This is a genomic window from Rhodococcoides kroppenstedtii (assembly GCF_900111805.1).
Classification (GTDB): Bacteria; Actinomycetota; Actinomycetes; order Mycobacteriales; family Mycobacteriaceae; genus Rhodococcoides; species Rhodococcoides kroppenstedtii.
Window position 1 is genome coordinate 221,877 of the sequence record NZ_FOJN01000001.1, and the last position, 12,419, is coordinate 234,295.

Below are 12,419 nucleotides of genomic sequence, written 5' to 3' on the forward strand. Positions count from 1 at the left end.
ATTCCCACCGACATCGGACACCCCTTCGGTCACGGACTCGTACTGTGACCGAACACTAGGCCCCCGACCGTGACTGTGGGGCTGCTACGACTCAAGCGGTCGACGACCCCGATCGTCGAGCCGAAGCCGGTCCCGTTCCTGTTCCCGAGTCGCCGAGGGTCGGCCACGGTGCCGCCTGTTCGAGTTCGAACGCCAGCTCCAGCAGAGTGCGATCGTCGCCCTGTCGCGCCGAGAACATCACGCCCAGCGGAGCCGGGGACGGCGGCCCCAGCGGCAGGCTGATCGCCGGCGCCCCCACCACGTTGTGCAACGGGGTGAAGACCGCGACGTCGGTCAGTCGCTCGAGCAGCAGATCGAACGGCACTCGGGGCGACAGGTAACCCAGCGGCGGGGTGGCCTTGCCCGTGACCGGAGAGAGCACCACGTCGACGGACGCGAACATCGACGCGTAGTCGGCGGCGGCGCGGCGCAGTCGACGGATCACGGCCGGCAACCGCCACGCGTCGCGGCGGAAGCGGTCGGCCAGACCCACGGTGAGCGGATCGAAGTCCCGCACGGTGGTGCGCGGGGCCCGCGGCGTGGAGCGCTGCAGCGCGAAGGCCAGGAAGGACCAGTACCGCACGAAATCGTCGGGGAACCCCGCGTCGATGGGCAACCGATCGATCGGCTCCACCCGGTGGCCGAGCGACTCGACCACCGCGGCCGCGTCCTCCGTGGCCTGCCGGGTGGCGTCGTCGATGCCGCTGCCCGCGAGCGAGGACAGGACCAGCCCGACACGGAGGCGCCGCGCCGACGGTCCCGTCACCGACCCGATCGGCCGCAGCGATCGCGTCGAGTGCCGATCGGCCTCCGCCCAGAACCGCGCGGTGTCGCGCACCGTGCGCGTCACGACCCCGTCCGCGACGATCGGAACCGGCAGCATCTTCTCGACGGTCGGCAGGACGAAGCGCCCGCGTGAGGGCTTGAGGCCCACCAGCCCGCAGCACGCCGCCGGGATGCGGATGGATCCGCCTCCGTCGTTCGCGTGGGCCAGGGTCACCGCCCCCGCGGCCACCAGAGCGGCCGACCCGCCCGACGACGCACCCGACGAGTAGCCGGTGTGCCAGGGGTTGCGGGTGGGTGGGCGCGTCGGGAACTCGGTGGACGCGCTGAGTCCGAACTCCGGCAACGTGGACTTCGCGATGATGGTCAGGCCCATCCGCAGCAGCTCACGCGCCACCGGGCCGTGGGACGACACGGGGACTTCCCGGACGATCTCGGACCCCACACCCGTCGGCACCCCGGCCAGATCGCTGTTGTCCTTGAGCAGCGTCGGCACGCCGCCGAACGGTCCCGCCGGGCTGCCGGCCACGGGCGTCTCGAACACCGACCCCACCACCGCGTTCAGGTCGGCCGCCGCCGCCAGCCGGTCGCGGGTCGCCGCGAGCACCTCGTCCGGCGAGACCTCCCGTCGTCGCAGGGCGTCGGCGAGGCCCACCGCGTCGTGTCGGCCGAGCGCGTCGTCGGCGAACACCGACACCCGACGCCCGTCCGGTGCGGTCGCCGCGTCTGCCGCATGGTCCGTTCGCGTCGACTCCATCCCATCCCCGTCCGTGTTTCCGGGACGCGTCCCGCGTCCGTTCTGTCCGGTGTTCCCGCAGCGTACGACGCGGGTATCCGCTCGCGTCCGCACCCGTCGTCCGCATCGACGGTCCGACGGTTGTCGGTGCGCCGAATCAGGCTAGGCAAGTTGTTCCCTGTGCGAAAGGTTCTCGAGGGTGTCCACCAGTTCTCCCGCGTCGCCGTCCACCTCGGACGCGTCCGCCCCCACCGTGTCCCGGCGCGCGTGGCAGTCCCTCATGGTCCTGCTCATGGGCATGTTCATCGCCCTGCTGGACACCACCATCGTCAACGTCGCGCTCCCCACCATCCGCACGTCGCTGGACGCCGGCGAAGCGACGCTCTCGTGGATCATCTCCGGCTACGCCCTGGCCTTCGGCCTCGCGCTCATCCCGGCGGGCCGCGTGGGCGACCGCATCGGCCACAAGTGGATCCTCGTCACCGGCCTCGCGATCTTCACCCTCGCCAGCCTCGCGTGCGGCCTGGCGCAGAACGACGTGCAACTGGTCGCGGCGCGCATCGTCCAAGGCCTCGCGGGCGGCATCTTCGTTCCCGCCGTCACGGCCTTCATCCAGCTGCTCTTCCCGCCGCAGTTGCGCGGCAAGGCGTTCGCCATCATGGGCGCGGTCATCGGCGTCTCCAGCGCCCTCGGCCCCATCATCGGCGGGCTCATCATCGAGGCCGTCGGCCCGGACAGCGGCTGGCGACTGGTCTTCCTGGTCAACCTGCCCTTCGGCATCGCCGGCGTCCTGCTCGCGGCGAAGATCCTCCCGACGCACGACGAGATCGGTACCGACGCCGCCGATCGCGGTATCGACTGGGTCGGCTTGCTGCTCGTCACCGCCGGGCTGGTCGCGCTGCTCGTTCCGTTGATCGAGGGCCAGGACACCGGATGGCCGGCCTGGACCGTCGTCACTCTGGTGATCGGTGGTCTGCTGCTCGCCCTGTTCGGCGCGTGGGAGGTGCGGTACACCCGCAGCGGCCGCACCCCCCTGGTCCCGCCGCGGCTGTTCACCCGCCCGGCGTTCACCGGCGGCGTGATCCTCGCGTTGGTCTACTTCGCCGCCTTCACCTCCATCTTCTTCACCATCTCGATCCTGTGGCAGACCGGTCTGGGCAACACGGCGCTGGCCTCGGGCGTGGTGTCCATCCCGTTCGCGATCGGCAGCATCGTCTCGTCGTCGCAGTCGAATCGGTTGGCGGAGCGGCTCGGTCGCCGCGTTCTTCTGCTCGGTGCCGGGCTGGTGAGCGTCGGCCTTATCTCCGCATGGCTGATTCTGCTCACCACCGAGGCCGCCGACCTCACCAACTGGAAGCTGCTGGTGCCGCTCTTCGTCGCCGGCCTCGGCAACGGCGCGTTCATCGCCCCCAACGCCCAGTTCATCGTGGCCACCGTCGACCGCCCCGATGCCGGAGCAGCCAGCGGGGTCATCTCCACCATGCAGCGCATCGGTAGTGCCATCGGCATCGCGATCATCGGCAGCGTCCTGTTCGGGTCGCTCACCGTCGCCGGGCCGGGGCCGGACGCCCTGGCCACCGGCTTCACCGACGCCGCAGCCCACGCGATGGGCGTCAGCGCGGCCTTCGCCGTCGCGGCGTTTCTGTTGGTGTTCGCGCTTCCGAAGCGGGCACACTGAGCCTCATGGCGACCTCCCTCTCCTTCCCTCGATTCCTGCGCGTCGGGCCCGGGGCGCTGGACGATCTCGGTGCGGTGCTCACCGACCTCGACGTCCGCCGACCCCTCGTCGTCACCGACGGTTTTCTGGTGAGCACCGGTGCCGCGGGACGAATGATGGACCTCGTCGCCGCCGCGGGCATGGACGGCGCCCTGTTCTCCGACACGGTGCCGGACCCCACCACCGAGTCGCTGACGGCCGCGGTCGAGGCGGCCGTCGCGCACGACGCGGACGTGGTGATCGGCTTCGGCGGAGGCAGCCCGATGGACACCGCCAAGGCCGTCTCCGTCCTCGTCCGCGGTGGGGGTCGGATGAACGACTACCGCGCCCCCGGCCCGTACACCGGACCCGCGCTGCCCATCGTGGCCGTGCCCACCACGGCCGGATCGGGTTCCGAGGCAACGCAGTTCACGGTCATCACCGACAGTGCGACGGACGAGAAGATGCTCTGCCCCGGCCTGTCGTTCCTGCCGATCGCCGCTGTCGTCGACCCGGACCTCACGGTGAGCATGCCGGCCCGCCTGTCCGCCGACACCGGGGTCGACGCCCTGACCCACGCCATCGAGGCGTACGTCTCCGCGAAGAACAACCCGATCGCGGATGCGTTGGCGCTGAACGCGATGCGCACCATCGGACGGTACCTGCTCCGGGTGTATCGAGACGGGGAGGACCGTGAGGCTCGCGGCGCGATGATGGTGGCGGCCACCCAGGCCGGGATGGCCTTCTCCAACTCCAGCGTCTGCCTGGTGCACGGCATGAGCCGGCCCATCGGCGGCAACTTCCATGTGGCGCACGGACTCTCGAACGCCATGCTGCTGCCGGCCGTCACCCGGTTCTCCGTGTCCGGCGCCGAGGCCCGCTACGCCGAGTGCGCCCGCCAGCTCGGGGCGGCTGCGGCGGCTGACGAGGATTCCGCCGCTGCAGCGCAGCTGGTGACCTACCTCGAGCAGCTCTGCGCCGACGTCGAGGTCCCCACGCCGTCGAGCCACGGCATCGATCGCGCCGAGTGGGACCGCTTGATCCCCACCATGGCGCAGCAGGCCCTGGCATCGGGCTCACCGAACAACAACCCCGTCGTTCCCACCGCCGAGCAGATCGAGGACCTGTACCGCGAGGTGTTCTGAGGCCGAGCGGCTCCCCGGTTCTGCGCGGGCTCCCCCGATCGGGGGTGCCGGACCGAAACCGGGGCGCCGCTCGACTGCGCCCCCGCCCGCGGTGCGAGGGCGGGCGTCCCCCCGGGTTACGGTCAGCAGCGCACCGTGTACGTCCAATTGGTGCCGTTCGGTCCGCTGACCCGCACGAGCACCGTCGTCGCGGCACCCGGCGGCAGGCTCACGACGGCAGAACCGGTCCCCTCGTTCAGATCGTCACCGATGTACCCGGACTCGAACACCTTCCCGCCCTGGTAGAACACCTCGATGTTGTCCGGGACGTTCTCGGTCTCGTAGACGAGCTCGAACGACGTCGGGCCCGGTCGGCCCAGCTGATGGTTGGTGTCCGTGACACCGGCGCCCCCGGACACCGTCGCCTCGTTGTAGTTCTGCGTCGGCGCACCGTTCCCGCTGCTTCCGGCGCCACTGCTGCCGGCACCGCCGATCACTTCGCTGAGAATGCGCACGCCGCCGGTGATGGTGCCGATCGGATCGTCGATCAGTCCGCTCCCGGTGCTGCTGCCGAAGGTCGGTTCCGCCGATGCCGCGACGGGCGCACCGATTCCGAGTGCCGCCACCATCACGGCCACCACGGCCACTCGCTTGTTTCCACGTCCGAAATCGTTGCGACTCATCACATTTCCTCACCGTACCGGGCGGTCCTTCCGCTACTGCCATGATGTCAGTGCGCGAATCCCGGGCTTGTCATTCGATCGGACGAAAAGCCTGACGCGAGCCCGAACGGCTCCCCGGTTCTACCCGGGCTCCCCCGATCGGGGGCGCCGGACCGTAACCGGGGCGCCACTCGACGCGGCCCCTGCCCGCGGGGCACGGGGCACGGGGAACGGGGCACGGACAAGGCGAAGACAGAAGAAACAGTGTGGGCGCAGAGGGGTTCGAACCCCCGACCGCTGGTGTGTAAAACCAGAGCTCTACCGCTGAGCTATACGCCCTCGCGTGCCGGCGTGAGAACCCCCCGGCGAACGCGGTCAAGACCCTAACGCGGCGAGCGCGTTCTCCCAAGCGCCCTGGTCACGAGCTTCGCCCGGTCCCATCATCTCCGCGAACCGGATGACGCCCTCGGTGTCCACGAGGAAGGTGCCGCGGTTGGCGAAGCCCAGCTTGTCGTTGAACACCCCGTACTGCTGCGCGACCTCGCCGTGGGGCCAGAAGTCGGACAGCAGGGGGAAGAGATAGCCCTGCTCGGCGGCCCAGATCTTGTGGGTGGGCGGCGGGCCGACGGAGATGGCGACGACGGCGGTCTCGTCGTTCTCGAACTTCGGGAGTTCGTCGCGGACTCGGCACAGCTCGCCCTGGCAGGTGCCGGTGAAGGCGAGCGGGAAGAAGATCAGCAGCACGTTCTTGCGTCCGCGGTAGTCGGACAACGAGACGGGCTGATTGTTCTGATCCTTGAGCGTGAACTCGGGCGCCTGCGCGCCCACCTCGAGGGGCATCAGCGCTTGGCGGGGCGAGCCTTGGGCTGCACCAGGCGGCTGCCGATCCAGGACCCGAGGTTGGTCGACGACGTCTGCGTCAGACCGGCCGTGGGGGCGGACTCGGCGATCTCGCTGGGCTCGACGTGCCCGGACTGGCCGGTCTTGGGCGTGAGCACCCAGACGAAACCGTCGTCGGACAGGGGCGTGATGGCGTCCATGAGGGCGTCGACCAGATCACCGTCGCCGTCCCGCCACCACAGCAGCACGACGTCGACCACCTCGTCGGAATCCTCGTCGACGGTCTCGCCGCCGATGGTCTCTTCGACGTCGGCCCGCAGGTCTTCGTCGGTGTCCTCGTCCCAACCCAATTCCTGCACGACCATGTCGTGGGTGATTCCGAGCTTGTGGGCGTAGTTCCGATCGTCCGCCGCGGCGACCACGGTCGTGTCCTCCTCATGGGTGGGGTGGTGAAGCAGGGCCGTGCAGGTCCGAGTTCGCCTCGGCCCGTGGAGAAAGTGTGCAGTAGACAAAGCGAACATGCTCGGGCGCCCCGGCGCAAGCCGACGCACCCGCGAACCGTTGAATTGATTTCACGGGTACCCATTACCAGACCACCTGCACCGGACGGGGGTCGATGGGGCAGGATTGACCTCGATCACCATGAGACCGAAAGGCGAGTCGGCGTCACAGGACCGGCCCGCGATGGAACGGGGCACCACCACGCACCCGCCAGATCGAGGAGAGACGTTGTCGGAAGCGACCAAGGAAGGGCGCGACGGGGCTGCGGCCGACGTCGGCGCAGTGGCTCGGAGTGCGAACTCGGACGGCCGGGTGCGAGTGATCCGAGAGGGGGTGGCCTCGTATCTCCCGGACATCGATTCCGAGGAGACCTCGGAGTGGATGGAATCGTTCGATCAGCTTCTCGAACGGTCCGGCCCCCAGCGTGCGCGGTATCTGATGTTGCGGATGCTCGAGCGGGCCGGTGAGAAGCGTGTCGCGATTCCGTCGCTGACCTCCACCGACTACGTCAACACCATCCCCACCGAGAACGAGCCGTGGTTCCCCGGCGACGAGTCCATGGAACGTCGCTACCGGGCCTGGATCCGCTGGAACGCGGCGATCATGGTGCACCGCGCGCAGCGTCCCGGCGTGGGCGTCGGCGGTCACATCTCCACGTACGCGTCGTCGGCGGCGTTGTACGAGGTGGGCTTCAACCACTTCTTCCGCGGCAAGGACCACCCGGGCGGCGGCGACCACATCTTCATCCAGGGTCACGCCTCCCCCGGCATCTACGCCCGCGCGTTCCTCGAGGGCCGCATTCCGGCCGAGCGGATGGACGGATTCCGGCAGGAGTACAGCCACGCCGATCAGGGCGGCGGTCTGCCGTCGTACCCGCATCCGCGGTTGATGCAGGACTTCTGGGAGTTCCCGACGGTGTCGATGGGCCTGGGCCCGATGAACGCGATCTACCAGGCGCGGTTCAACCACTACCTCGACGACCGCGGCATCAAGGACACCTCCGATCAGCACGTGTGGGCGTTCCTCGGCGACGGTGAGATGGACGAGCCGGAGTCGCGCGGTCTGGCCCACGTGGCCGCCACCGAGGGTCTGGACAACCTGACCTTCGTCATCAACTGCAACCTCCAGCGCCTCGACGGGCCGGTGCGCGGCAACGGCAAGATCATCCAGGAACTGGAGTCGTTCTTCCGCGGTGCCGGCTGGAACGTCATCAAGGTGATCTGGGGCCGTGAATGGGACGCGCTGCTGCACGCGGACCGCGACGGCGCCCTGGTGAACCTCATGAACACCACGCCCGACGGCGACTTCCAGACGTACAAGGCCAACGACGGCGGGTACGTCCGTGATCACTTCTTCGGCCGCGATCCGCGGACGAAGGAACTGGTCAAGGACCTCTCCGACAGCGACATCTGGAACCTCAAGCGCGGTGGGCACGACTACCGCAAGGTGCACGCCGCCTACGCCGCGGCGATGGCGCACAAGGGTCAGCCGACGGTGATCCTGGCCCACACCATCAAGGGCTACACCCTGGGCAAGCACTTCGAGGGCCGCAACGCCACGCACCAGATGAAGAAGCTGACCCTCGACGACCTCAAGGCGTTCCGCGACATCCAGCACATCCCGATCTCCGACGAGGAGCTCGAAAAGGATCCGTACCTGCCCCCGTACTACCACCCGGGGCCGGACGCGCCGGAGATCCAGTACATGCTCGACCGCCGTAAGGCGCTCGGCGGGTTCGTTCCCGAGCGACGCACGTCGGCGAAGCCGCTGGCGATGCCGCCGGACTCGACCTACAAGTCGATCATGAAGGGGTCCGGCAAGCAGGAAGTCGCGACCACCATGGCGTTGGTGCGCGTGATGAAGGAACTGTTGCGCGACAAGGAGATCGGGCACCGCGTCGTGCCGATCATCCCCGACGAGGCCCGCACGTTCGGCATGGACTCGTGGTTCCCGTCGCTGAAGATCTACAACCGCAACGGCCAGCTCTACACCTCGGTCGATGCGGAATTGATGCTCGCCTACAAGGAGAACGCCACCGGCCAGATCCTGCACGAGGGCATCAACGAGGCCGGGTCGACGTCGTCGTTCACCGCCGTCGGCACCTCCTACGCCACGCACGGCGAGCCGATGATCCCGCTGTACATCTTCTACTCGATGTTCGGCTTCCAGCGCACCGGCGACGGCCTGTGGGCGGCGGCGGACCAAATGGCCCGCGGTTTCGTCCTCGGTGCCACCGCCGGCCGCACCACGCTGACCGGTGAGGGCCTGCAGCACGCCGACGGACACTCGCTGCTGCTCGCCGCAACCAACCCCGCGGCCGTCGCGTACGACCCGGCGTTCTCCTTCGAGATCGCGCACATCGTCAAGGACGGGTTGCGACGGATGTACGGCGGCACCGACGGTGTCGAGGGGTTCGGCGGCGAGAACATCTTCTACTACATCACCCTCTACAACGAGCCCTACCGCCAGCCGGCCGAGCCGGAGAACCTCGACGTCGAGGGTCTGCTCAAGGGCATCTACCTGTTCCAGAAGGGACAGGTAGACGGCCCGAAGGCGCAGATCCTGGTCTCCGGTGTCGGGATGCCGTCGGGCCTGCGTGCGCAGGAGTTGCTCGCCGAGGACTACGGCGTGTCCGCCGACGTCTGGTCGGTCACCAGCTGGGGCGAACTGCGCCGCGACGGGGTCGACGTCGAGACCGAGGCGCTGCGCAACCCGGGCGAGACCCCGCGCGTGCCGTACGTGACGCAGAAGCTGCAGGACGCGGAAGGTCCGTTCGTCGCTGCCTCCGACTGGATGCGGGCGGTGCCGGATCAGATCCGTCAGTGGGTTCCGGGTGACTACGTCACGCTCGGTACCGACGGTTTCGGATTCTCGGACACCCGTACCGCGGCGCGTCGGCACTTCAACGTCGACGCCGAGTCGATCGTCGTCGCGGTGCTCTCGGCGTTGGCGAAGGCGGGACAGGTCGACGCCGACAAGGCCGTCGAGGCGGCCGAGCGCTACCAGATCGACGACGTCCTCGCCGCACCGATCTCGACGTCCGACCCCGGCGTCGCCTGACGGGTCGCTCGCGGGCGGGGGCGTAGGTTCGATCCATGACCGACGCCTCCCCCGCGCCCTCGTCCGGTGAGGACACCGACGCGTCCGCGTCCGGCGAGGAGACGGAGTCGGCGCGGGACGCCGAGCGCATCAGAGAACGTCGCGAGATCCGCAGGGCCGCGGCCGAGGTGGGAACACCCGGCGCGGCCCTGCGGCGCGCTCGGCAGGAGCGCGTGCCTTTGCCCGACGCCCTGCTGCGCCGGGTCAAGCAGTTCTCGTCGCGTCTGTCGACGGAAGCGTTGACGCAGATGGAGGGCCAGTTGCCCTTCGTGCGCGACCTGGACGCCAGCCAGCGGGCCAGCGTGCAGCTGTTGGTGCAGACGGCCGTCGTGAATTTCCTCGAGTGGCTGCAGAATCCGGAGAGCGACATCCGGTTCAGCCTCGACGCGTTCCAGGTGATTCCGCAGGACCTGGCGCGGCGCCTGACGCTGCGTCAGACGGTCGACATGGTCCGGGTCGCCATGGAGTTCTTCGAGCAGTGGCTGCCGGCACTCGCGCGCAACGACGAGCAGTTGGTGGCGCTCACCGAGGCGGTACTCCGGTACGGGCGCGAGTTGGGGTTCGCGGCGGCGTCGGTGTACGCGAGTGCGGCGGAGTCGCGCGGCGCCTGGGACACCCGCCTCGAGGCGCTGGTGGTCGACGCCGTGGTGCGCGGGGACACCGGCTCGGACATGCTCTCGCGCGCGGCGACGCTCAACTGGGACGCGACGGCGCCGGCCACGGTGTTGGTGGGGTCGCCGCCGCCCGATCAGGGTGTGTCGGTGGTCGGCACCGTGCACTCGGTGGCCAGCCGCCACGGCCGCGCCGCGCTGGCGGTGGTGCAGGGCACACGGTTGGTGATGGTGGTGAGCGGCTCGATGTCGGGGGACCCCGCGTCGGCGGCGTTCCTGAACGATCTGATGGCGAACTTCTCGACCGATCCGGTGGTGATCGGTCCGACCACCCGCACGTTGGGCGCGGCGCATTCGAGTGCGGTGGAGGCGTTCGCCGGCATGCAGGCGGTGGTCGGCTGGCGCGGTGCGCCGCGCCCGGTGCACGCGGGCGAGTTGTTGCCGGAGCGAGCGTTGCTGGGCGATCCGGCGGCGGTCGGCACGCTGAACGACGCCATCGTCACCCCGCTCGCGGCGGCCGGCGGTGGCCTGTCGGACACGCTCGACGCGTACCTCGACTGCGGCGGGGCGGTCGAGACTTGTGCAAGATCACTGTTTGTTCATCCAAATACTGTCCGCTATCGACTGAAGCGCATCGCCGACGTCACCGGTCGCGACCCCACCAACGCGCGCGACGCGTACGTGCTTCGTGTTGCTGCAACAGTGGGAAGACTGGCGCAATCGCATAACGAAAGTCCATCACCGATAACAAGCGTCACAGCCGGAACATTTGGAAACCTCATACGGTAACGAATCTTGCGCCTCGGACGATGCGTCGCTCTCTGCAGGGGGTTTGTAGGGTTCCGACAAATCGAGGTCGTGAGGTTCATCGCGGACGACATCTCCTCGAGAGGGCCTCACAGTGTTCTCTTATGTCCGTGACTGCGTTGCTCTCGCCCGGACAGGGCTCTCAGAAACCCGGCATGCTGACGCCGTGGCTCGAACTCCCCGGAGCCGCCGACCGTCTCGCCGTGTGGTCGCAGGCTTCCGGTCTCGACCTCGTTCGCCTCGGCACCACTGCCGGCGCGGACGAGATCACCGACACCGCGGTGACGCAGCCGCTGGTCGTCGCGGCCGCCCTGCTGGCGTTCGAGGAATTCGAGCGCGTTCACGGCCTCCCCGAGAACCTCGTCGTCGCCGGACATTCCGTGGGTGAACTCGCCGCCGCCGCGGTCGCCGGTGTCGTCACCGCCGACGAGGCCGTTCGCCTCGCCGCCGTGCGCGGCGCGGCCATGGCCGAGGCCTGCGCGCAGGCGCCGACCGGCATGTCCGCCGTGCTCGGTGGGGACGAGGACGCCGTGCTCGAGCGACTCACGGAGCTGGGCCTCGAGGCCGCCAACCGGAACGCCGCCGGCCAGATCGTCGCGGCCGGCCTGCTGACCGGTCTCGCCGACCTCGCCGAGAACCCGCCCGAGAAGGCACGGATCCGTCCGCTCCCGGTGGCCGGCGCGTTCCATACGCGCTTCATGGCTCCGGCCCGCGACGCCGTCGACACCGCAGCTGCCTCGATTCGACCGGCCGACCCGACTCGTCGGTTGCTCTCGAACTACGACGGCCGTGAGGTCACCACCGGCGCCGAGGTCCTCACCAAGCTCGCGGCTCAGGTCACCCGTCCCGTCCGGTGGGATCTGTGCACCGCATCCCTCAAGGCGGCCGAGGTCTCCCACCTGGTCGAACTCCCGCCCGCGGGCACCCTGGTCGGCATCGCCAAGCGCGAGATGCGCGGCACGCCCACCACGGCTCTCCAGACTCCGGAGGACATCTCCGGCCTCACCCTGCCGGTCTCGGTCGGCTAGGTTACTGCGCGCGGCGAACCCTGCCGCGCGTCCCGGTTCGCCGGGGCCCACCCGGTCGACGTCCGTCGCCCGGAACCCGGTCGGCACGCGCCGCCGGGACGAGATCTGCTTCCGATCGGTCGCGCGCGTCCGATCGGGGAACGACGCAGTCACAACCAAGAAGGGAGCCACCTACGTGGCCACGCAGGAAGAACTCATCGCCGGACTCGCCGAGATCATCGAAGAGGTCACCGGCATCGAGCCGTCCGAGGTGACCGTCGAGAAGTCCTTCGTCGACGACCTGGACATCGACTCGCTGTCGATGGTCGAGATCGCCGTGCAGACCGAGGACAAGTACGGCGTCAAGATCCCGGACGAGGACCTCGCGAGTCTGCGCACCGTCGGTGACGCCGTGTCCTACATCCAGAAGCTCGAGTCCGAGAACCCCGAGGCGGCCGAGGCCATCAAGGCGAAGTTCGAGGGCCAGAGCGGCACCGCAGGCGAGTGAGCCAGG

10 protein-coding genes and 1 tRNA gene are annotated in these 12,419 nt (G+C 69.2%); 6 read left to right on the forward strand and 5 right to left on the reverse strand.

Annotated features, from left to right (window positions below):
* Window positions 1–91: 91 nt before the first annotated feature.
* Entirely contained in the window at window positions 92–1,579 is a 1,488-nt protein-coding gene (locus tag BMZ18_RS01075; protein ID WP_074921680.1) for an amidase, read from the reverse strand.
* Between the two features lie 178 nt (window positions 1,580–1,757).
* Here BMZ18_RS01075 and BMZ18_RS01080 point away from each other — a divergent pair, with 178 nt between their 5' ends.
* The gene (locus BMZ18_RS01080; RefSeq protein ID WP_068361839.1) at window positions 1,758–3,236 is read left to right on the forward strand and encodes an MFS transporter; all 1,479 of its coding nucleotides are present in this window, start codon (window positions 1,758–1,760) and stop codon (window positions 3,234–3,236) included.
* A 5-nt stretch (window positions 3,237–3,241) separates the two neighbouring features.
* Window positions 3,242–4,399 (forward strand): iron-containing alcohol dehydrogenase, encoded by a 1,158-nt coding sequence (locus BMZ18_RS01085; protein WP_068361836.1) that lies wholly within the window; start codon window positions 3,242–3,244, stop codon window positions 4,397–4,399.
* Window positions 4,400–4,521: 122 nt separating this feature from the next.
* Here the strand turns inward: BMZ18_RS01085 and BMZ18_RS01090 are convergent, their stop codons facing one another.
* From BMZ18_RS01090 to BMZ18_RS01105, 4 genes are all read right to left on the reverse strand, one after another.
* Window positions 4,522–5,061: a hypothetical protein gene (locus BMZ18_RS01090; protein ID WP_068361833.1), complete on the reverse strand. Its 540-nt coding sequence runs from the start codon at window positions 5,059–5,061 to the stop codon at window positions 4,522–4,524.
* A 246-nt stretch (window positions 5,062–5,307) separates the two neighbouring features.
* Window positions 5,308–5,379: transfer RNA gene (locus tag BMZ18_RS01095), tRNA-Val, on the reverse strand.
* Window positions 5,380–5,415: 36 nt separating this feature from the next.
* Complete coding sequence (locus BMZ18_RS01100; protein ID WP_068361830.1) at window positions 5,416–5,880, reverse strand: peroxiredoxin; 465 nt, start codon at window positions 5,878–5,880, stop codon at window positions 5,416–5,418.
* A complete protein-coding gene (locus BMZ18_RS01105) occupies window positions 5,880–6,302 on the reverse strand; it encodes a DUF3052 domain-containing protein (RefSeq protein WP_068100293.1) in 423 nt (140 codons plus the stop codon). Before BMZ18_RS01105 ends, BMZ18_RS01100 begins: the two co-directional genes overlap by 1 nt.
* Window positions 6,303–6,564: 262 nt before the next feature.
* Between BMZ18_RS01105 and aceE the strand changes: the two genes are divergently transcribed.
* The 4 genes from aceE to acpM all read left to right on the forward strand — a co-directional run bounded on the left by aceE (window position 6,565) and on the right by acpM (window position 12,413).
* Window positions 6,565–9,441, forward strand: a complete 2,877-nt coding sequence (gene aceE / locus BMZ18_RS01110) for a pyruvate dehydrogenase (acetyl-transferring), homodimeric type (protein ID WP_082894946.1) — start codon at window positions 6,565–6,567, stop codon at window positions 9,439–9,441.
* A 35-nt stretch (window positions 9,442–9,476) separates the two neighbouring features.
* Window positions 9,477–10,880 carry a PucR family transcriptional regulator gene (locus tag BMZ18_RS01115; protein ID WP_082894945.1) on the forward strand — a complete coding sequence of 468 codons (1,404 nt, stop codon included), beginning with the start codon at window positions 9,477–9,479 and terminating at the stop codon, window positions 10,878–10,880.
* Window positions 10,881–11,008: 128 nt separating this feature from the next.
* A complete protein-coding gene (locus tag BMZ18_RS01120) occupies window positions 11,009–11,926 on the forward strand; it encodes an ACP S-malonyltransferase (RefSeq protein WP_068361883.1) in 918 nt (305 codons plus the stop codon).
* Window positions 11,927–12,101: 175 nt separating this feature from the next.
* A complete protein-coding gene (gene acpM / locus BMZ18_RS01125; protein ID WP_068100291.1) occupies window positions 12,102–12,413 on the forward strand; it encodes a meromycolate extension acyl carrier protein AcpM in 312 nt (103 codons plus the stop codon).
* Window positions 12,414–12,419 lie beyond the last annotated feature (6 nt).